This is a genomic window from Methanosarcina flavescens (assembly GCF_001304615.2).
GTDB lineage: Archaea > Halobacteriota > Methanosarcinia > Methanosarcinales > Methanosarcinaceae > Methanosarcina > Methanosarcina flavescens.
The window spans coordinates 2,042,366-2,064,742 of record NZ_CP032683.1; the positions used below are offsets into that span (position 1 = coordinate 2,042,366).

Genomic DNA, 22,377 nt, shown 5'->3' on the forward strand with positions numbered 1-22,377 from the left:
ATGTATGAAAATACATAATATAAAATTATTATTTTATTATCTTGGTAAGTTATTTATGTTGCAAAGGTGACTTCAAGTTGCTAACTTGGTCATACATCATTTACAGACATTTCATATTTCCGGTTAATCCCCTACGTCTTGTACAAAAGTTAACGGATGAATGAGTCAAATTACTGAAATAAACTTAAATTTCCATCGTACGTGCACTTAAAGTGCCTGGAAGTTTCTTGAAACGGTTGAGCTGGGGTATTTCTCCTTTTGTTCTCAGATACACCAGGGCAGAGCAAACCCCCACCCTCCGGAGAGATTGTTATGCTTGAAGATGAATATCAACTTGAATTTTTCAAAAATAACGGGTTCGTCCGGAAGCAGTGCCAGTCATGTGGCAAGTTTTTCTGGACACGCGATCTTGATAGAATGACATGCGGAGATGCGCCCTGTGATCCTTATTCCTTCATAGGGAACCCGGTATTTTCTAGGGAATTTGATATCTCCCAGATGCGTGAGTATTATCTCTCCTTTTTTGAGGAGAGAGGGCATACAAGAATTGATCGTTACCCTGTAGTTGCCCGCTGGAGGGACGACATTTATCTTACCATTGCATCCATTGCAGACTTCCAGCCTTTTGTAACCTCAGGGCAGGTTCCCCCACCTGCAAATCCTCTCACGATCTCCCAGCCCTGCATTCGCTTGAACGACCTGGACTCTGTGGGCAGAAGTGGGCGCCATCTTACAAATTTTGAGATGATGGCACATCACGCCTTCAATAAAAGGGATCATGAGATTTACTGGAAAGAACATACCCTGGAACTCTGTGACGAGCTCCTGAACTCACTTAAAGTAGACCCCTTTGCCGTAAGTTACAAGGAAGAACCCTGGGCAGGCGGAGGAAATGCGGGACCCTGTGTTGAGGTAATTGTGCACGGGCTTGAGCTTGCTACCCTTGTTTTCATGGACCTGAAAGCCGATAAAAAAGGCGATATCCTGATCAAGGGCGAGACCTATTCGAAGATGGACAATTACATCGTGGATACGGGATACGGGCTTGAGCGGTTTGTCTGGGCTTCGAAAGGTTCTCCTACAATTTATGATGCACTTTTCCCTGGCATAGTAAACGAACTTATGGGACTTGCAGGGCTCGAGCATGAACTGGATAATTCCGAGTATGCAAACATCCTGGCTCAGAATGCAAGGCTTGCAGGGCTTATGGATGTCAGTGAGAAGGCAAACCTTATGGAATTAAGGAAAAAGGTTGCCTCAAGCATCGGAATGACCGTGGATAAACTCTCGACTATAATGGAACCTGTAGAAAAGGTCTATGCGATTACTGACCATACACGCTGTCTGACTTTCATGCTTGGGGACGGAATTATTCCCTCGAATGTAAAAGCAGGATATCTTGCAAGGCTTGTCCTCAGGCGGACTTTACGCATGATGGGCGACCTTGATATCCATATCCCTCTTTCTGAAATTGTGGATATGCATATAAGAAACATGCCTGAGTACCCTGAATTCAGGGAAAATTTCCCGGTCATACAGGATATCCTGGAATTGGAAGAAGAGAAATTCAACAATACAATGGAAAGAGGACGCAGGATCATTCAGAAATCAGCATCCCACTTCAAGAAAACCGGGGAAAAAATTCCTCTCTCCCAGTTAACCGAACTTTACGACTCTCACGGAATCCCTCCCGAGATGGCAAAAGAAGTTGCAGCCGAAATCGGGGTAGGTGTGGAATTCCCTGACAATTTCTATTCCCTGATCGGTGAACTGCATAACAAAGCCGAAGAAAAAGAAACGGAAGTTGTTCCATTTGCAGACCGCATTAAACACCTCCCGAAGACGAAGCGCAGTTTCTATGACGAGCCAACACGCATGGAATTTGAAGCTGTTGTGCTGGACGTTTTTGATAACAATATAGTGCTGGACAACACATTCTTCTATGCTGAGGGTGGAGGTCAGCCTTCAGATATCGGGACAATTACTTCCGGGTATGCGGTATACAAGGTGGTTGATGTCCAGATCTACGACGGCATAATCGTGCATACTGTAGAAAATCTTGAAGGGGAGCTTGAGATTTCCAAAGGTGATATTGTCACCGGAAAAGTGGATGAAAGGCGCAGGATAACCCTTGCCAGGCACCACACGGCAACCCATATAGTAAACGATGCAGCCAGGAAGGTTCTTGGAAAACACATCTGGCAGACAGGTGCCCAGAAGTTTGAGGATCATTCGAGGCTTGACCTCTCGCATTACAAGCATATCTCCCCTGAAGAAATCCGGCAAATCGAACTTCTGGCAAACCTCACGGTTATGGAAAACAAGCGGGTTGTTACGGAATGGATGCCAAGGACTGAAGCCGAGCAGCAGTACGGTTTTGGGCTCTATCAGGGCGGAGTGCCTCTCGGAGATAAGATCAGGATAGTAAAGGTCGGAGACGATGTTGAAGCCTGTGCAGGTACGCACTGTGTCAGTACAGGAGTTATCGGCCCGATCAAAATCCTGAAAACCGAAAGAATTCAGGATGGTGTGGAAAGGATCGAGTTTGCGGCCGGAGCTGCAGCCGTACGCGCCATGCAGAAGATAGATTCTCTACTTACCAATTCGGCAAAGGTTCTGAGTGTGCCTCCTGAACAGCTTCCTGCAAGCGTTGAGCGTTTCTTTGGGGAATGGAAGGATCTCAAAAAGGAAAACGAGAGACTCAAGGAAGAACTTGCTCGTGCAAGGGTTTACAGGCTGCTGGGAGAAGCTTCTGAGGCTGCAGGCCTTAAGGTCATTGCTGAATTCATCCCAGGGTCCGATTCTCTCGAACTCCAGAAAATCGCCACCGAATTCTTGAAACACGAAGATGTGGTAACTCTGCTTGCAAGCGATGTAGGAGGGGCCCAACTCGTAGCATCTGCCGGGCAAAAAGCCCTTAACTGCGGAATCAATGCCGGCAGCCTTGTCCGCGAAATGTCAAAGCTTGTTAGCGGAGGCGGAGGCGGAAAGCCTGCCCTTGCTATGGGCGGTGGGACTGACCCTTCAAGAATTCAGGATGCACTTGCCCGTGGGCTTGAACTTGTAAAAGAAGCCGCCTGCAAGGAAGCTTGCAGGTAAATTGAAAGGAAGTCAACAGGTAAATCTGAGAGTACCGGGCTTCTAAATCCCGGCATTTTCTTCTCTCCTTTTTTCGATTCTCTTTTTCTATTTTCTTCTTTCCTTTTTTCCTAATTTTTGTTTTTCCAATTCTTTGACAGATTTTCTATTTCTCTCAAATCCCCGATCAACAATTTTTCATTCGTTAAAAATAACTTCACAAAGGATTGCAGTTCTGCCTTTTACAAAGAGATGCACGGTTTTATTTCCTTCGAGACCTTTCTCAACCTCATTCCGGACTTTCCAGTAATCTTCGGGTTTTACGCCTGCCCTGAGCACAACGTTTCCTATATTCCGGTCTTTAAGGAATTTGTTAATCTCTTTTGGTTCAAAAGGACAGACTTTAAGCACAAGATAGTGATTTTTGATCATCGCCTGCTTTATCAGGGCATCCGAGGTTAATAGAAGCCTTTTCTTGTCAACCCTGAAGAGTTCGAAAACCCCCATAAACGGCCCTGCCACCTGCATCATGGATTCCACAAGTTCAGGCAGCAGTTCGGCTGCAACCACCGACGGCTCTGGTTCATAGGCACAGAGTTTCATCTTATCGGTTTCTTTTATCTGTGGAAGCATCCCGTATTTTGAAACCAACCCTTCCCCTGCAGGCAGAGCCACAGCCATGCGGTCATGCTGTTTCAGCCCGCCAAAGTAAAGGGTAAGCCGGTTGAGCTGCCCATCCAGTGAGATGTATTCTTTTTCGCAGTCAAAAGGAATCCTTTCAGGCGGCATCTGGGGAGGAGCTTCAAAAGCGAAATTCCTGGTCTTTTCCCCATACGCAGCCAGCACATTCGGAATTCCCGGCTCAAGGCTTGAGACCTGCCTTTTGCTTTCTTCAGCCGGGCGGAAAGGATCCGAAAATATCACATCAACAGCCGGGATTTGCTCTATTATTTTCGGGTCAAGGGCGTCCCCGCAAATGAATTTAACGTTGCTGAGCCCGTACATTGCGCAGTTCTGTTTTGCATACTCGATTTTCTTTGGGTCGATTTCCACTGCATACACGAACCCGCACTGCTGTGCAAAAAAAACAGTCTGTCCTCCTATCCCGCAACTGATATCAGCAAGAGTTTTTGCTCTCAGGCGCTGCGCCCTGTAGCGGGCAATGGGCTCAGGGGTCGCAAAGCGAAGGCTTTCCTTATCCCCATGCAGGGGCTTCTCAAATTGCTTTTTCCTTGCCACGTCGATCAGGAATAGTAGATAGGTTATGGGATTTAAAGGCAACTGAAAAAAGTATAGTTGAATTTTTATTCCACTTCAGAAATAATTACAACATAATTCTTCCCATATTTTTCAGCACAGGCGGGACAGGTGGTGTACCACATATACCATTTTTTGACTGCAAGCCCTTTACTTTTTGCATAATTTTCAAAGTCGCTGCACCATTCTGCAGTCTTCTCGAAATCTCCCTCATACACTTTGCTCAGAAATTTCCCGCTGAGTGTTACGTTTTCGGCGCCGTCAACTTCTTTATCGACAGCCAAGTAAAGGTCCATATTGCTTTCCGAGGTATGGTCTGACAGGCAGAGCCAATCCGGCATTTCTGCACCAGCCCTGGTGACTTTCTCGCTCATCCTTGTTATTACCTCTCCAAAATTTAGAGGCATATAAAACTGTGTGGTAACCGAATCTTTGATGAATCTTTTATTGTTCCATTCAAAGAGTTTTCCGTCCCAGGGGACGGGGTCGAATCGAGGACAACATTCCTGAGTCTGAATTTGGCTGCTCATAATTTTTCACCCTGTTAATAATGACTTTTAAGGTTATTTTAGGTTTTGGTTTTTAGATTTTGGTTGGTGAGACCTAATTTGAATTATTTCTGTAAACAACTGTTTGAAACAAAAACTTGTTATGAAAGATATCAAAAAGCTTAAATAATTAAAAAAGTATTCTTCTGTATTTATGAATAATTTGAAAATTTTTGTCAAAAAGTTAGCTGTTAAGATGCATTGTTGTAGCTTTCTTGTTAAAAGCTTGAATAATAGGCTCATTTGCGAGCAAGCTCAACTGAGACAAAGATTAAGGCTTGGGTTATACACAAACTATTTTGAACAGATTAAATCTGAAAATTTTCATTACTGGGTTAAGGTAAACTTGTGGAGGTAAAAATATGAAAGTACTCGTTATGACAGTAGGAGGCTCTTGTGCCCCTCTAGTTACGTCAATCCGACAAAATAGGCCTGATATAATACATTTTCTCTGTTCAGAAAATAGTAAGAAAAGTATTGATGGAGAGGGAAAAGTTTGCGGAAAGGATCCGGAGAATCCAGATCAGCCGAATGTATTAACACAATGTGGGATAGCTGAAAATGAGAAAAACAAACGGTTTTTCATTCATCTTATTAGAAACGAAGACAGTTTAAATGACTGCTATGTAGATAGCCTTAAAATTCTAAACGAGATCTTGCGGGATAATATAAACACTGAAATAATTGTGGATTATACAGGCGGAACGAAATCAATGTCTGGAGGACTTGCTGTAGCATCTCATGATTTTTGTGGTATTAAGCTTTGTGTAGTATCAGGTAAGAGAAATGATCTTATAAAAGTTCAGGATGGAACTCAGCGAATAAAATTAACTCAGGCAAATTTTGCTTTTCTCAATAGGCAATTTGAACAGGTTAAAAAATTAATAGACAGATACGACTATGTGGGAGCTTTAACTATTTTTGACGAGATCATTATGGTTCCTGACATTCCAGAAGATTTCGATAAAAAAATCCAAAGGCTTTTTTTGTTTTCAAGAGCTTATTTAGCTTGGGATCATTTTGATCACGTTAAAGCATGGGAACTATTGTACCAAAACCGTGGAGTTGCTCCTGAAAATATTATGTTTTTAGAGGCTGTGGTGAATAGTAGAATCAGATTTGATGAAGGGTTGAATAATTGTAAAGTTGAGGGAATTAGCTTATCCCCAAAGGGTTGTGGGTATGAACTCGTTGAGGATCTTGTATTGAATGCAGAGCGACGGGCAAGTCAAGGCAGATACGATGATGCTGTCGGAAGGCTGTACCGAGCAATGGAAATGCTTGTGCAGATTCATTTATGTAATAACTATTCGATCGATACTGGGGATGTAGATCTTGAAAGGCTTCCAGAAGCATTAAAGGTAGAATACGAAGCCAGAAAAGGAGCAAATGGGAAGGTAGAAATAGGACTTCGAAATAGTTATGAACTTTTGAATAAGCTAAACTCAGAAGATGAACTGGGGAAGCTTTATATCAGAAGCCAGAAGAAACTAATTAATTCTCTTTCCATCCGCAATAAATCGCTATTCGCACATGGAATGACCCCAATTTCCAATGAACAATACGAAATATTCTATGAAGCTTTTGTGAAAGAGGTTCTTGATCCTTTTCTCAATACTTTAGGGAAAAGGTACGTTAAAAGAAACCAATTTGCGACTGCAGAAAAACTATTGGAAAAAATCTAAAAGAGGAAAATCGGGATTGTTTCTCAGCAAAAGCCTATTCTATGTCAACACCTTAACCGCATCTTTGTATTCAGGCATGAGTTAATTTCTTTTTTTGAAGTGTATTTTATATTTCCAATTTTTCTATTTAATTTTTAAACATTTTTTATAGTAGATTCTAAATCAATATTTTCCTCGAAGTACCCGTATCCAACAGAAGTTTTAGCCCCAATACCATGTTCTTTGAGAGTTTTATTCATCCAATCGTAGGCAACTGATAACAAATTTGTGTTTTTTGATCCAACTGTAAATTCAAATTTCGTATCTTTCACAACTAAAAAGAATATGGGCTTTGGATCGTGATAATCAGCAGGAGGTACCGTGTTTGAACTATCAGAATAGTATTCAGAAAAATGAGGGTTCATTATTTCAGGTTCAATTTTAGGTTTGGATAAGGGTAAAGCATCAAAAAATATCACTTTTCCCTGCCTGCTTTCTTCATATAAACTCTCTTTTGGACACCCGAATATATCACAGAATTCTTGATCTTCTAATGCACGAGCTTCAGCCTTTTTTAAATCAAGGTTTCCATTTTTATCTTTACCGAATTTCTCTAAAATTATATGACTTCGAATAGCGCCCTTAATTGAACTTCCAGGAATGTATGGGATGCCATATATGTGATGAAGCTTTATCGATGTTTCATAAACGGATTCATTCCCAAGACCAATTGCAAGTTTCCAATCAATTTTATAGATGCCTGATTTAACTTCTAAACCTAATTTTTTGAGGCTGTCTCTATATCTATCTGAAAGAGCCGAAAAGTTTATGCCAGAAAAATTGGGTTCGATGTTTATCAAGACATCTTTCTTATCCTTTTCAAAAAGCTTAAATTTCTCCTCTTTATAGTCAAAAGGAGAGGCTTTGTTTAATTTTAAAGCATAATTGTCAATTGAGCCAATATTTCCCTCAATTAACTTTCTAGTATCCGAGGGCATGATATATTCAAAATACTCATTGTTGCGCCTGTTTTTCCTAGAATTATTTTCAGTACGTTTTTTTCCATTGGAATTAGGATGAGTGGACTTAGACTTGCTTTTCATCTTCGGGTTCTCCTTCAATTAGTCCTTCTGAAAAACGAGAAAGCCATTTAAAGAGGGATAAAACCTCGTTTGTGACAGCGCGATAAGTTGGAGAATCAAGTGAAATTATCCATTCTACCAGATCTTTTTCTTGTTTTAAAAACCCACTTTCTTTTAACCACTGAGAAGTCTGGTCATATATTAAATAATAGGCATAGCCCGGCTTATCAGTTTCTTCAGCCCTTTTGACTTTCTTTGCTTTTACAAAAGCAAAAGTTTCACCCAGTCCATTAGTCTTAATCAATGTTGGTATCTTTCTTACGTAGGCTTTATACTCTTTTTTTCTTTCTTCTTTGCTCCCTTCCAAAGCTTTCTCATATGCAAATTTCGCTCTTCCCTGCTCAAGCCCTTTTCTTGTACTTATTTCACTCATCCAATGCTACCCCCATTAGAGATCCATTATTCTGGTTCTGACAATTCCTTTGCCAATAGTAGAGTTTCCTCCCAGCTGGATTACAGGAGGTAGTCCTTTGATAAAGTACTCCATCACCAAATCTTCTTCATTTTTCCCGTTATTTTTTGCAAAAACTTTTTTGTTTTTGTCTTTACCTACAAAAATGGGACTTGTTAAAATCAGAGAGTAAAGAATAGTTTCACTTGGAAGGTATTCTTCAGTGAACAAAGCGCCTGTTTGGACAGTTCCAGTTTCGTTATTGATCTTGACTCTTGTAATCACTTCAGTTGAAAGATTTACAAAATCTTTAAAATCATCGTCACTCAAAATAACAAGATCTTTTTGCAGTTTTTGTGTCCAGTAATTGAAAATCTGACCCTTTGGAATCACATTCTTTGAAAGCCAGTGAGCAAACTTTGAGCATTTCTCATCCATTTTCACTTCAAAAGTGTATTCTTCTAAGATGACCTTATTCCCCTCAAATAATAATTTACAGTCATCTGGAACTGTATTCTCTTCTGGCAATTTTGGAATTCCTTGGACATTAGCTAGACTGAGATCAGTAATAAAACGCCCTAATACCTTTGGACATGTAATCCATGCAAAAACTCCTTTCATTGATTTCACTGGGAAGAGTAAAAGCCTAGCGTCTGTAAAACCAATTGCAGATCCATGATCATCTCCATTTTCCGGCCCAAAAACCAGTGAAATAACATCTTTATCTGATATTTTGACCTCCTGAGAATTTACTTTTATTTCAGCATGATTAGTTTCAAATGCTTCTCTTATCCCTCCTTTTAAACCGGAGCCCTCAAATTTAGGAAACCCGGTATGTCTTTCTCTTTGAATGGGTAAGTCTACAACACCAAGGTCAGTACCACTTCCAGCATGGAGAGGGGTTTCTACAGTCAAGAAAAAAGGCCTTACTCTTTTGAACATTTTCCCACCAGTAATCCGAATTTATTTTTTATTCATTTACTTTTCCAACAAATGTTATACCAAATCCCTGTTTAGCATACTCGTCTGAAATTGATTGTTTATTGAACAAAGAATAAATTTCCTTGATATCTCCTTCGATAATTTTAAAGTAATAAACACTCCCAGCAGGAGTAGCCCTCCACATAGGTTTGGGTTTCTTCTGTTTAAGGTCAAAGCCTCCAATGTTCTGATATTTTCCGATTGAAGCCGTCAACAACTTAAATTTCAAATTTTTGTACTTACCTTCTAAACTATTCATATCTATCCAAGAGGGGAGCCATCCTTGGTGGAAGATTGCAGGAGTTGACAAATATAATTTGAATTTTTCAATATCTTTATTGAGATTCTTTTCAGAATAATTACAATTTATTAATTGCTCCGAAATTTTTTCGTAAGAAGCAGCTTTACCTTCTCCCCCTAATTTTAGCAAGCCCTTCTCAGGAATCTCCAGACCCTCAAATTCAACCAAAAAGCTGAGATTTTTTAGTCTTTTCATACCCACCCTGTATATTTTAGATTCATCGGCTGTGTGGGTCTCTCCGCTCAAGCCTATACCTATCTTCGGCTCAGTAATAACTCTCGAATTCAATCGTAGAATGGAAAAATTTTTGCTATTACAAGATAGATACCCTTTCAATAATTCCCCACTTATCAGACCATTATCAATAGCTTGTACTCCTTGATCTCCTTTCAAAACATGAGAAGTAGGACAGGAACTTTTCAGTTTTAGCTCAACAAGAGAAAGGAGGTTTACTTCATTTTCCATCTCAGCTTCTACATCTTTTTTTTGGACCAAGTCAAGAGGTAATGGTAAATACAGGGTATTCTTATTTTCTAAATTGTCTAGGAAGTAAATTCCTTTTATAACCAGATTGTTAGTAGGGTCTTCTTCAGTGTTTGCTTTTTCAAGTAGGTCAATGTGATTTGAAAAATAAACAGTCCTTATAGCGCCATATATTACTGAGGGAGAAGGCGGGAATATGCAATTTCCCCAAGTGTCTTCTCCCATAGAAAATGGTTTTCCATCTCTAAAAAAAATTGTGTCCAAAGGATCAATTTTTATCAGCATTAATTAGACCCCCGTTCAATAAAAACCGCAGTATTTAAAAGAGACAGGAAGTTCTCCAAAGATTTGCTTTCTCTAGCTAATGCATATAACTTCTCTGTTATATCTTCAATTGTTTGCTCTTTTCTGGTGTAAAAATCTGTTTCTGTTTCTCCTGTTTTCTTAACCATCATACAGGACCTACTTATTAATCTTTTAATCTCAGTCTTGAGCAGTTTAAACTCGGAATAGTTGCCATTTTCATCCATTAATAAATTAAATTCTTCATTTAGTTTTTTTACAAAACTATCTGAAAAGGATGGATTTCCTGAAGAATTTGGGGATCTTAAAAGGTTAATTAATTCTTCTAAAACTTCGATAGTATCGAAAGTTCCATACTTCCATTTGAATACAGTTTTGTGTATTTCTCCAGATCTTTTGAGCACAGCAATTGCAAACGCGTCTTTCTCATTATTGCCATCAATCGACTTCGCCTCATGTTCCATTTTTCTTGCCCATGAAAGGACTTCCTGAAGGGGCGTTTTGTAATGAGCAATGCAAACACCACATGAAGCCGATGATTTTTTTCCTTGTTTTATGTAAGAAAATTCTTCAAATGCTGGGAAGTTCTTCCTTAATTCTTTCATTACAGGTAACAAATAATTAAGGTTGATAAAAGCAAGAACATCATCCCCACCTGAATAAACCAGTTTACCTTTTGGATTAACTTCTGAATCAACAATGTTTTTTACTTCATTTGCATATCTACCAAGTTTTTCCGTCAGATAACTATGAAATCTCTCAAGTTCTGATTTCCCCTTGTCTTCCAAAAATTCTCCAGAGAGCCACTTCCCCATGTTATCTCCATCAAGACAAAGCAAAGCATAATAGTTTGAAAATTTTAATCCCATTTGTTCTGCAGTGTTTGTGATTTTAGCTAATTTTTCCAAGCTAACTTCTGGATCGGCTTTAATTCCATTTTTTTCAAAGTATTTTTTAGTCAAATTATCTTTAAAGTACAGCTGTTCATCAAAGTCTTTACCAAAAAAACTCTTATACTCTTTTAATAGCGAGGAATCAAGTTTTGAGAGTGTATCCATTAATGCAATTTCAGCCGTTGATGGATAATTTCTCTGATATTTTTTCTTAAAATGTTCGCCAGCAAAGCGTTTGGAAAGGCACACTGCACATAGACCCTCTCCATCACTAATAAATTTGTTAGAAACGTGGGTTACTTTTTTCGCATCTTGAACATATGCTCTCTTCTCGTCACCACCATAAAAGAGTACGTTTCTTTCACCACATAGTGAGCATTTTCTGCCAGATTCTTGAAATTGTTGAAAACGGCGTATATTTTTTACTGCTCCTAAATAACTTTCAAGCTCACTAAATTTTGAAGCATAATCTCCTTCTTTAAAGTCCAATGCAATCCAGTGTAAGTCCAATAAATTGTCTATTTGCTGGCCAAAACCATCTGGAATATTTAAATTTAATTTTACAACTATATCTCCGCATATTTTCCTGTATTCATTTTGGACAAAGTTGCACAATTCAGAGCCAATTTTTTCAGGATCTTCACATTCAATTTTGGCAATAAAACGACTTGGTTTAGAATCTATCTCTTTATCTGGGAATATTATATCGCATGAGTCGACTAATCTACTCAATTCATCTATCGCTGCATCTGATAGATGTGATAATAGGAAGCTTCCTGCGTAAAGATCCTGTGTTTTTCTGGCTTGGGAAATATAAGATTGAACCGGTCCTATTGTAAAAAGAAAAAGAAATTGACTCATAATATCATCGCCTTGAACTTATCCTGAACCAGCTTATCCTGAACCGAGAAGTTCGCTTTTTTAGTAGAATCTTTATTAAAGACTGTGTTCAAAGTTGAGATAATTGGGAAATACCTTCCATTTGAGTTTTTCAATACTGATACATATATTGGTGAAGCAAGCCTGCCTTTAGATGAAGTAAATCCTAAAGAGCGATTACAACATTTGCTTGAAGCTGTTCCTATACTCTCAAGTACTTCCTCCCACTTCTCATATTCTCCTCCAAAAATTACTTCTTTTAAATAGGGGTATTGAGACTCTTGGAGGAAGCTTTCCTTTAAAACTATCTTCTCACCCTTCATGTCATAATTGCTCGAGCCTACACGATTGATTAATTCTAAGATATCTTCAATTTCAAGATTGATATCCTCGGGCTCTAAACTCCCAAAACCTCGCCGAGACCTTTTACCAAATCCGCCCAAAATAAGACATAGGTTTAAAATATCGCTATAATCTTGAATATTAGAATAGCTCGATAAAATTATTGAAAGATCTTGATTAGGAGATATAACCTTAACACGTCCCATATTCTTATGAGGTAGCAAGAAGTAATTGCCTTGGTCTAATTCCCCACTTTGGATCCGAATCCTGATCTTGGATTTTCCTACTTTTTCATTGCTCGCACCAAAAAGATCAGATTCCCTCTTTTTTAATTCTTCAAGGGACAAATGTCCGTTTACAGCTCTCCACCAGAATCTCATCATACCTTTAATTGAAGGAGGTCTTAACTCTGGAGTACGACCATCTGCCCCAGTCATGAGAAGAGGAGTAATAATTTTACATTTTATTTTTTCTATTTCCAACTCGTGCCCTCCAAAATAAAATTATTAAACTTATATCGATTGAGTTTTCACATCCTTATTTTCCTCACAGTCCCAAACCCTTTTGCAACTCCTTTTCCTATTCCAATAAAATCCGGAATCAGAAAATTGGTCATAAAACCGCCTGTAAAAGAAGTAAAATCCAGATTTTTGTACTTTGAACGCTTGACTTCCACATTGACATCACATTTTATGGTATCAGGAACTGTATATCCAAAAGCCTTTGACATAGAGAGCAGGTTTCCTACAAGCGTCTTCCTGAGGATTTCCTTTTGTTCTTCAGGGTTTCTAGTCTCAAAGAACTTTTCTTTGTTTTCTTTGTTGAGGGCAAGCCAGGGAGTGAGAAATTCGTAAAAGTAAAGGCTTTTTGTCAGGCCGAAATCCTGTTTTTTAAGCCTCAGAGACCGCTCTGTGATTTCAAAGTTTTGATGAGGAAGAGTGACGGTATCAAATTTGTCAAATAAACCTTTCAAAATTTCTGCCCCTTCATTTATGCCAACTATAAGCAGCATCCTGTCAAGAACCTTATATTGTACCAGAGGGTAGCGGTAATAAAATCTGTCAGTATTGTGGTTATGGAGCTGGTCGTATTCATTGAATTTTGACGCAAAGAAACCGCGGATCTGATTTGCATTACCCCTGAACTCCTCTGGGCCTTCAAAGGTCATTTCAAGAGTCTTGAGTTTAATATTTTCCGGAGTCATGAAATATGGATAATTTTTTAAATAATATCTTTTCTAATTTTGTTATTATTTTCTCTTATCATATATACATTTTGATATTTATAAAGGAGAATCTGTAACAAAATAAAATCTTCGTATATATTTAAATAATGTTTTGTATTTTCTCGCCAAGACTCCGCTCAATATTTTCAATTCCAGCCGCACAATCCGTATGCTTGTAACAGTTTATCCAGAGAACAATAACTTTGTATATATTTTTGATCTTATTATTGAGCGACTTATCTTCTTCTTTATAGACAAAGTCTTCTTTTTCTGTGCGTTCAATCTCTTCTATGCTCTCACTTATCTTTTCAATCGACTCTTCAGTGGGTATAATTCTTATACTACTTCCTGTCCCATTTTCCTCCAAACTTATTAATAAAATAGAGAAAGAACTATGTACTTAATAACTGAATAATTTTAAACAGAATGTTGTCTTTTGCCAGAATATGTCTGCATAATTCAAAGATTCCTTTGAATAATTAATGATTTAATCGTATTTGCATGGATGGTTACAAATCAACTTTTACGGAGAAAACTTGATGTACAGGAGAAACTTGATAGATATCGCTTCTGAACCCAAAAACGATGTTTATAGGCACCTGATAGATCTGGCTTTTGATTTATGTGATAGGTTTACTCTCGTTGTATATGAAGAAACTAAATTAGACGATAAGGGTAAATCCATATTGGAAAAGCTAAATGATCATTTAATAGAAATGAATAAGCAATCAGAATGGCCAGGCACAATACTATGTGACCAGTTTGCATATGTTTATTATTACCGTGCCAGTCCGGAAGCCAGAGAGATAATAAAAGAGGTTTCAAATTCACTTTACAGTAGTTGGATATGGCCTCTCGAAGACTTGAGTTTTTATAAGAATGGTAAACCATGGCTAGTAAACACAGCTCATGAAAAAATTAGCTATATTCTTAGCGACGACGAGTCTGAGATCGACAGAATCATGAGCATAGAAGGCCTTAAGGCAAGAAAAGCAAGCGGGGCGTTTAAAACCCTGTCTAATTGGTATTGATGAAGATCGAGGTTTCAATTCTTGTTTTTACAGCAGCTTATATCTTCTATATTTCTTATGTGCCTGTTCAGCGGCCAAAATATCGAAGATATGTACTTTCTTTTCTTCTTCATCAATTTTATAGAAAACCCGGTAGTTACAAACCCACAGATGGTAAGTAACTATTCGGTTCCTTTGAATTGTTTTTTATTTCCGTAACTATCCGGAAATTTTGCTGATTATAAAATCCCGGAGTTGGATTGAGATCCCTGCAGTCCGCCGGCCATGTTTTTATTTACTGCCAAATGTATTAGCTTCTATCCACAGCCATCTCAGGTTAATCTGTAAGCTCCCACCGGCATCTGGGGACAGTCCGGCGGTGGGTGGTGTATTCTTCCGTAGGCGAATAATGCATCTCTGAAGCAGTAGCCTTTATCATGGATACAATTATTGAAATCCGTGCAGAGTTGACACGGGGTGCCGACAAAATTCTCCCTCGGCGGGCAGATGAATCTGAGAAGCTCTGGGGAGTTCCAGACCTCCATTATCGACTGTCTTTTAAGGTCTCCAAAGAAGTACTTTGCATCAAGGGGCATCTGTTCGCACAATACAGCGCTTCCATCAGGTGCGATCCCAAGCGTAGTTCTGCCTGCAGAACAACCTGCTCTGGACTCCCAGTTTTTTCTCCTCTCTTTTTGGTTCTCAGGACTAGGGGGAGTATACTTTACTGCATCTCCTTCTATTATCAGGTCAGGCCAGCTCTCCTTTGCAGCTTTTAAGAGATCTGAAGCCTTCAATTTCATTTCATCAGTGAGGAACAGATGATCATCATGGCGGTAGTGACTTCTTGCATAGTTGGTGAACTGGAAGGTTCTAATACCAAGCTCAGAAAAGGTTTCGACATGATCATAGGCCTGATGGTAATTGATTGGGGTCAAAACGGCCTTGACCTTTGGCTCTATATCTGCATCCATGAGATTCTGCAGCGTCTCTGTCGCTCTGCTGAGGTAGCCTTTACACCTCATTAAGCGATCAGCTGTTTCCGGGTCCGGGCTATCAATGCTGACCTGAAATTCTCTGTTGACGCCATTTACGGGGTTATTCCATCCAGCTTCAGCCAGTCGATTAGCATCATCCAGACTGACATAGCACTTTGTAGATGCCAGGAATATGAATCCCATCTCTGTAAGCCTTGCCAGAAACTCCGCTGAGTTCGGCCTGCTCATCGGGTCTCCCCCTGTAAGCTGGAGCATACGTATGCCGAGATCCCTGGCCTGCTCCATTATCTCCATCCATTGTCCCAGGGACATGTGATTAAGCTTACGCATGTTAGTAAGATCTGCATAGCAGTAGATACAGTTTGTCTGGCACCAGCCGCTGAAGTACAGCATCAAAGTCAAGGGCCTGGCTAGCCTGTGCTGGCATACGAACTCTTCCGGGGATACGAGGAAATCCAGAGGATTATATTCTACAGCCGTGGTGTCTGGAACGTCAAGTACATCGATTTTCTCTAGCTTATCGTTGAGCACGTTAACTATGTTTTCTAATAGTGATCTGGATGAGTCTGTGGATATATCGAACAGGAAGCCTATTGTCTTTGTCAGATCCCCTACACAGCGCCTGCCGTTTATCAGGCTTATAACCGTGGCTGTTACTGGATCTAATATCTGGTATTCTATGTTCTTGGTGGAGGTTAGGTAAAGTATGACCTTGTTACCGTCGTTTCTTAAAACCCATTCAGGTTTCAGCTTGAGGTAATTATCATCTTTCAGCATGTCAGGTCTCCAATCATTCCGTCAAATCATTCCGTCAAATGTGAGCCCTTGGTTAAGCTTTGGGTAAAAATAGTTGGATAAGGGGTTTTGTACCCATCTATCCCTAATTGATCGCTTCCTTTTAAGAATAGGCTACGCAGTCAGTGCAGGCAGTTATGCATACTTCACAGAAGCCGCAGCCCACAGCAAGAGATGGCTGACTGCCAGGGGTTCGTCCGCTTTCTAATCTGATGCCTTTGCTACGAATCGCCTCTTTTATCAAGCCCATGGCACTCCTGTCAAACTCAGCTTTCAACTCTTGGTACTCTTTTATGCCTGACAGCTTGCTTTCAAATTCCATCTTCAGCTCTATAAGCCCTGGTATTTCACGTTCCTTCACTCTAATACCCCTCCAATTATTTGTATAGTCTGTCCTTTTTATAAACAGAGTTTATGCAATTGAAGCTCAAAAACAAGCACATAGACATTAAGGTTTTAATGTAAATTTAATAATTTAAAGGTCTAAAACCATTATTTTAAATCCAATCGCATAAGCTCTGCTAAACCCCTATACGTGTAATTATATAAGAAAAGTAAAGAATAAATCTTCAGGATTATAAGTATCTTATATTAGCCTACATGTTTGTGTATATTATATCTGACAATATGCTTAGATACTATATCAGGTACATTATAGGATCTTATTTTCAGAAGGTTATTCCAAGTTCTATTTCATTCGACAATTATAATAAAATATCTGGCAGATTTGTTCGCGAATATGATATCGCCACGCAAAAACATTACGAAGTAAAATGTTTCAATCCTTGTTTTAGTGGATCTTGCATTCGAATGATGAAACAGGGGAACTTTAAATCCCGCTTCGAAAGTTTCAATCCTTGTTTTAGTGGATCTTGCATTCGAATTAATGTATCTTGCATTCTACAAGTTCCTCCCATCCAGTTTCAATCCTTGTTTTAGTGGATCTTGCATTCGAATAAGTGCCGCCTGATACATACCATGACCGGCAATAATGTTTCAATCCTTGTTTTAGTGGATCTTGCATTCGAATATTGAAATACTCTAGCATTATTTGAGCTTGTTTGTAGTTTCAATCCTTGTTTTAGTGGATCTTGCATTCGAATAAGATATATAGATGTACGAACTGTGGGAGGATTTTTTAGTTTCAATCCTTGTTTTAGTGGATCTTGCATTCGAATTCGATTAGGGAAGTTGGAACAAGCAAAATATAATCAAGTTTCAATCCTTGTTTTAGTGGATCTTGCATTCGAATGTGACGAAGCCGACCAGAGAGAAGCGACCCTACTTTTGTTTCAATCCTTGTTTTAGTGGATCTTGCATTCGAATTGTACATTATGGTTGCCTATCCACCGACCCACATGGTTTCAATCCTTGTTTTAGTGGATCTTGCATTCGAATTACATGGAGAAAATAAAGGGCAGCCGTATGTAGTGAGGTTTCAATCCTTGTTTTAGTGGATCTTGCATTCGAATTTCGCTACACAGTCCCGTTTCTTCGTCAATGCTTTGTTTCAATCCTTGTTTTAGTGGATCTTGCATTCGAATAGGACACTGTATTACCAGGTGACAAGTTCAAAACGTGTTTCAATCCTTGTTTTAGTGGATCTTGCATTCGAATGAGGCCATAAGGTCCCGATAATAACGATTACAACCGGTTTCAATCCTTGTTTTAGTGGATCTTGCATTCGAATAATGATTCTAAATCTCACACAACACATAGCAACCGAGTTTCAATCCTTGTTTTAGTGGATCTTGCATTCGAATTATTCATGCCTACGAACATGACAACCCTATACGCTGGTTTCAATCCTTGTTTTAGTGGATCTTGCATTCGAATCAAAGCTAAAAACTTAGTGAAGAAAAACGAAATGTAGTTTCAATCCTTGTTTTAGTGGATCTTGCATTCGAATTCGTGGATTATTTTTTCCTCGGGTTCAATCACTTAGTTTCAATCCTTGTTTTAGTGGATCTTGCATTCGAATAAAAATGACCGATGGGAAGAAGTCAAAAACATCGGCTGGTTTCAATCCTTGTTTTAGTGGATCTTGCATTCGAATTTTTGCGAATGATGATCACTCAAAACAGTATGAGCCGTTTCAATCCTTGTTTTAGTGGATCTTGCATTCGAATAGAGAACTATTCTAAATTTCTGAGAATCACGGGAAGTTTCAATCCTTGTTTTAGTGGATCTTGCATTCGAATACCGCCACTGAGCAAATAGGACATACCCTGATAGAAGGTTTCAATCCTTGTTTTAGTGGATCTTGCATTCGAATATCATGGGGTCGGCTAGGAATGCTTCTTTTCTGAGGTTTCAATCCTTGTTTTAGTGGATCTTGCATTCGAATCATGCTAACTTTCAGCTTGAACGGGCAGAACATTTGTTTCAATCCTTGTTTTAGTGGATCTTGCATTCGAATCTTATAATCCTCTATGGTCACAAGATCCCCTATTAGTTTCAATCCTTGTTTTAGTGGATCTTGCATTCGAATCATTCAATCACTGTTTTAATGCGTACAATACAATCGAGTTTCAATCCTTGTTTTAGTGGATCTTGCATTCGAATCTGGATAATATCGCGGAGTCTGTGAAAAAAGCATGTTTCAATCCTTGTTTTAGTGGATCTTGCATTCGAATAATGAACATCGGGACCGGATATACACTTTTTGCAAGCGGTTTCAATCCTTGTTTTAGTGGATCTTGCATTCGAATTCAATAAACTCGTACTGTTTAGAGTTGGATAAGATGTTTCAATCCTTGTTTTAGTGGATCTTGCATTCGAATCATTCCATCCCCCGACGGCAATACCTGCATTATAATGTTTCAATCCTTGTTTTAGTGGATCTTGCATTCGAATCCTCTTCGTATCCTACAAGTGAAGCATATTTATCAGTTTCAATCCTTGTTTTAGTGGATCTTGCATTCGAATTTATGCCTGGGAACCATTGAAATTAATTTATCCCGGTTTCAATCCTTGTTTTAGTGGATCTTGCATTCGAATCTTTCGGGGTGCTGCTCGGCTGCTGCAATACCATTGATGTTTCAATCCTTGTTTTAGTGGATCTTGCATTCGAATGCAACACAGGTTAATGCAATTTTGAAAGCTTGTCTAGGTTTCAATCCTTGTTTTAGTGGATCTTGCATTCGAATCAATCAACGACTAGATTACCTTTATTTATGGTACTGGTTTCAATCCTTGTTTTAGTGGATCTTGCATTCGAATGGGTGCTATATGGCATGATGCCCCCTGCCGGAGGATGGTTTCAATCCTTGTTTTAGTGGATCTTGCATTCGAATGGATTGGTTGGAGAGGAAGATTAAGAAGGTGTTTGTTTCAATCCTTGTTTTAGTGGATCTTGCATTCGAATAGATCTTCCGCTTCAGGTTGTAGATACAGAAAAGGGAAGTTTCAATCCTTGTTTTAGTGGATCTTGCATTCGAATGGCTCTTTGGGGAATGCGCCCTCCAAAGGGTCTACTGTTTCAATCCTTGTTTTAGTGGATCTTGCATTCGAATCCTTCTCAAAGATTACAAAATTATTACATCTGATAAGTTTCAATCCTTGTTTTAGTGGATCTTGCATTCGAATAAGCCGAGTATTATAATCATCGTTCTTATTAAGTGCAGTTTCAATCCTTGTTTTAGTGGATCTTGCATTCGAATCCCATTTCGTCCCGAGCTGGAAACGTGCACAGCATCTGTTTCAATCCTTGTTTTAGTGGATCTTGCATTCGAATGTAAAAATGGGTTATTCGTTTTCAGTCTTCAATGTGAGTTTCAATCCTTGTTTTAGTGGATCTTGCATTCGAATCACGAAATATCTTCTTGAAGAAAAGGAACACATAAAGTTTCAATCCTTGTTTTAGTGGATCTTGCATTCGAATTTGCATCCTTCTTTTTTGCTGGGCTTGGACAGATTTAGTTTCAATCCTTGTTTTAGTGGATCTTGCATTCGAATCAGGCATACCAATCTGGGAAGGCTACGCAATGGGCTGTTTCAATCCTTGTTTTAGTGGATCTTGCATTCGAATATGCCTTCGGGAGATTATGCCGTTGCAAACATCTGTGGTTTCAATCCTTGTTTTAGTGGATCTTGCATTCGAATGCAGCGAAAGCAAAATTATCCTGATTATTTTTTTTCGTTTCAATCCTTGTTTTAGTGGATCTTGCATTCGAATCCCTTGTTTATGTGCCTTCTGACGGGCTTACAAAAGGTTTCAATCCTTGTTTTAGTGGATCTTGCATTCGAATATTGCCTTCCGGCAATCCTAACATCCTCCCTCTAAAGTTTCAATCCTTGTTTTAGTGGATCTTGCATTCGAATCCCTGTATGCGGATTTTGAATCAGACGACTTTATGAGGTTTCAATCCTTGTTTTAGTGGATCTTGCATTCGAATGGGGTACTCGGCTGCACATCCTGAAATTGAGCAGTTGTTTCAATCCTTGTTTTAGTGGATCTTGCATTCGAATTCGGCTGCATACCTTTAAAAAATTTAGTCCCAACCGCGTTTCAATCCTTGTTTTAGTGGATCTTGCATTCGAATCCTATCAGGTCGTCTTCATGCCAGCGAGTCGCCGGTTTCAATCCTTGTTTTAGTGGATCTTGCATTCGAATAGCTGTAGGCACGATTGAGTATCAAACTGTAGGCAAGTTTCAATCCTTGTTTTAGTGGATCTTGCATTCGAATAAAAGTTATATCTTGAAAATATCACGAGCGAGAGAGTGTTTCAATCCTTGTTTTAGTGGATCTTGCATTCGAATCCTGGATTGAGGCCTCATTCCTGGAGTTTCGCATAGTTTCAATCCTTGTTTTAGTGGATCTTGCATTCGAATATTCAAATCGCTAACATTATTCAGGAAAATGATGAGTTTCAATCCTTGTTTTAGTGGATCTTGCATTCGAATTAGTGCGCTTATCCCGCCTGTAGCTGCGTCAACTGAAGTTTCAATCCTTGTTTTAGTGGATCTTGCATTCGAATGCGGATAGGCTCATCTGAGCGTATTTTTGCAATGCAGTTTCAATCCTTGTTTTAGTGGATCTTGCATTCGAATCACTCGACAGGGCGACTGAAATCGCAATAAAACTATGTTTCAATCCTTGTTTTAGTGGATCTTGCATTCGAATCTGGATCAGGTACAACCTGCGAAGCTGCAAGACTGTGTTTCAATCCTTGTTTTAGTGGATCTTGCATTCGAATAGAACATCCAAGACTGTCCAGATTTAATAATGACAGTTTCAATCCTTGTTTTAGTGGATCTTGCATTCGAATAATGCAGATAGTTATGCAGATGCAGACCCTGCAACAAGTTTCAATCCTTGTTTTAGTGGATCTTGCATTCGAATCTTTGAGCAGAAAAACGGATTTACCTTAATGTTTGGTTTCAATCCTTGTTTTAGTGGATCTTGCATTCGAATAAGGAAAGACACTTGCCTATCAGACTTGGATTTGTAGGTTTCAATCCTTGTTTTAGTGGATCTTGCATTCGAATTTCCCAAATCTGCCGAGATGCTGTAGACTCTTATCTGTTTCAATCCTTGTTTTAGTGGATCTTGCATTCGAATCGGGGCTTCTCGTTTCAGGACTCTTTCACAATTTCAATGTTTCAATCCTTGTTTTAGTGGATCTTGCATTCGAATTTTCTTTTTGTTACCTTATCCGGTAAAATCGTTATGGTTTCAATCCTTGTTTTAGTGGATCTTGCATTCGAATCGGAATTGAATGTATTAACTGCTGAAGGGCGTTCGGAGTTTCAATCCTTGTTTTAGTGGATCTTGCATTCGAATTCGTATCTCAAAATTACTTGCGTTCATTCGAAAAAGTTTCAATCCTTGTTTTAGTGGATCTTGCATTCGAATAGCACCGTATAGACTTAGTTCAGGTCTTGAACTTAGGTTTCAATCCTTGTTTTAGTGGATCTTGCATTCGAATGCGAGAAAGAAGTAGTTTCGACAATCGAAAATAAAAGTTTCAATCCTTGTTTTAGTGGATCTTGCATTCGAATCTAGAGAGTCGTATCAGGGAGTTATAGAGCGACTTATGTTTCAATCCTTGTTTTAGTGGATCTTGCATTCGAATTCGCATTCC

The 22,377-nt window shown here is 39.1% G+C and carries 15 protein-coding genes and 1 CRISPR repeat array (1 of these 16 running past the window's edge); of the genes, 3 read left to right on the top strand and 12 right to left on the bottom strand.

The window, feature by feature from the left end; genetic code table 11:
- Positions 1 to 312: 312 nt before the first annotated feature.
- Positions 313 to 3,099, top strand: coding sequence for an alanine--tRNA ligase (gene alaS, locus AOB57_RS09050; protein WP_054298381.1), 2,787 nt, complete (start codon positions 313 to 315; stop codon positions 3,097 to 3,099).
- 177 nt (positions 3,100 to 3,276) lie between these two features.
- Here alaS and AOB57_RS09055 read toward each other — a convergent pair whose 3' ends face one another.
- Both AOB57_RS09055 and AOB57_RS09060 read right to left on the bottom strand, forming a co-directional pair.
- Positions 3,277 to 4,359 carry a class I SAM-dependent methyltransferase gene (locus tag AOB57_RS09055; RefSeq protein ID WP_167829586.1) on the bottom strand — a complete coding sequence of 361 codons (1,083 nt, stop codon included), beginning with the start codon at positions 4,357 to 4,359 and terminating at the stop codon, positions 3,277 to 3,279.
- A gap of 23 nt (positions 4,360 to 4,382) precedes the next feature.
- On the bottom strand, positions 4,383 to 4,865 hold the full coding sequence (locus AOB57_RS09060; RefSeq protein WP_048167721.1) for a hydrolase: 483 nt from the start codon (positions 4,863 to 4,865) through the stop codon (positions 4,383 to 4,385).
- Positions 4,866 to 5,245: 380 nt separating this feature from the next.
- Between AOB57_RS09060 and AOB57_RS09065 the strand changes: the two genes are divergently transcribed.
- Positions 5,246 to 6,568 carry a TIGR02710 family CRISPR-associated CARF protein gene (locus AOB57_RS09065; protein WP_054298348.1) on the top strand — a complete coding sequence of 441 codons (1,323 nt, stop codon included), beginning with the start codon at positions 5,246 to 5,248 and terminating at the stop codon, positions 6,566 to 6,568.
- Between the two features lie 134 nt (positions 6,569 to 6,702).
- On the opposite strand, the gene cmr6 is transcribed toward AOB57_RS09065, so the two are convergent.
- The 8 genes from cmr6 to AOB57_RS09105 form a co-directional block, all read right to left on the bottom strand.
- The gene (cmr6, locus tag AOB57_RS09070) at positions 6,703 to 7,650 is read right to left on the bottom strand and encodes a type III-B CRISPR module RAMP protein Cmr6 (RefSeq protein ID WP_052721876.1); all 948 of its coding nucleotides are present in this window, start codon (positions 7,648 to 7,650) and stop codon (positions 6,703 to 6,705) included.
- A complete protein-coding gene (gene cmr5, locus AOB57_RS09075) occupies positions 7,634 to 8,062 on the bottom strand; it encodes a type III-B CRISPR module-associated protein Cmr5 (protein ID WP_048167723.1) in 429 nt (142 codons plus the stop codon). Before cmr5 ends, cmr6 begins: the two co-directional genes overlap by 17 nt.
- 15 nt (positions 8,063 to 8,077) lie before the next feature.
- Entirely contained in the window at positions 8,078 to 9,022 is a 945-nt protein-coding gene (gene cmr4, locus AOB57_RS09080) for a type III-B CRISPR module RAMP protein Cmr4 (RefSeq protein ID WP_048167724.1), read from the bottom strand.
- Between the two features lie 28 nt (positions 9,023 to 9,050).
- Positions 9,051 to 10,130 (bottom strand): type III-B CRISPR module-associated protein Cmr3, encoded by a 1,080-nt coding sequence (cmr3, locus tag AOB57_RS09085; protein ID WP_054298347.1) that lies wholly within the window; start codon positions 10,128 to 10,130, stop codon positions 9,051 to 9,053.
- Positions 10,130 to 11,902 carry a type III-B CRISPR-associated protein Cas10/Cmr2 gene (cas10, locus tag AOB57_RS09090; protein WP_048167726.1) on the bottom strand — a complete coding sequence of 591 codons (1,773 nt, stop codon included), beginning with the start codon at positions 11,900 to 11,902 and terminating at the stop codon, positions 10,130 to 10,132. Before cas10 ends, cmr3 begins: the two co-directional genes overlap by 1 nt.
- Complete coding sequence (gene cmr1, locus AOB57_RS09095) at positions 11,899 to 12,744, bottom strand: type III-B CRISPR module RAMP protein Cmr1 (RefSeq protein WP_048167727.1); 846 nt, start codon at positions 12,742 to 12,744, stop codon at positions 11,899 to 11,901. The genes cas10 and cmr1 overlap by 4 nt, the downstream gene beginning before the upstream one ends.
- Positions 12,745 to 12,791: 47 nt before the next feature.
- Positions 12,792 to 13,466 (bottom strand): CRISPR-associated endonuclease Cas6, encoded by a 675-nt coding sequence (locus tag AOB57_RS09100; RefSeq protein ID WP_054298346.1) that lies wholly within the window; start codon positions 13,464 to 13,466, stop codon positions 12,792 to 12,794.
- 121 nt (positions 13,467 to 13,587) lie between these two features.
- Positions 13,588 to 13,854: a hypothetical protein gene (locus AOB57_RS09105; RefSeq protein ID WP_054298345.1), complete on the bottom strand. Its 267-nt coding sequence runs from the start codon at positions 13,852 to 13,854 to the stop codon at positions 13,588 to 13,590.
- A 172-nt stretch (positions 13,855 to 14,026) separates the two neighbouring features.
- Here AOB57_RS09105 and AOB57_RS09110 point away from each other — a divergent pair, with 172 nt between their 5' ends.
- The gene (locus AOB57_RS09110; RefSeq protein ID WP_226999460.1) at positions 14,027 to 14,518 is read left to right on the top strand and encodes a stage III sporulation protein AH; all 492 of its coding nucleotides are present in this window, start codon (positions 14,027 to 14,029) and stop codon (positions 14,516 to 14,518) included.
- A 311-nt stretch (positions 14,519 to 14,829) separates the two neighbouring features.
- Here AOB57_RS09110 and AOB57_RS09115 read toward each other — a convergent pair whose 3' ends face one another.
- Positions 14,830 to 16,272, bottom strand: a complete 1,443-nt coding sequence (locus AOB57_RS09115; protein WP_054298344.1) for a radical SAM protein — start codon at positions 16,270 to 16,272, stop codon at positions 14,830 to 14,832.
- A gap of 121 nt (positions 16,273 to 16,393) precedes the next feature.
- On the bottom strand, positions 16,394 to 16,651 hold the full coding sequence (locus AOB57_RS09120; RefSeq protein ID WP_048167732.1) for a hypothetical protein: 258 nt from the start codon (positions 16,649 to 16,651) through the stop codon (positions 16,394 to 16,396).
- A gap of 414 nt (positions 16,652 to 17,065) precedes the next feature.
- Positions 17,066 to 22,377: a CRISPR direct-repeat array (repeat unit 37 nt; unit sequence GTTTCAATCCTTGTTTTAGTGGATCTTGCATTCGAAT); it runs 1,075 nt beyond the window's last position.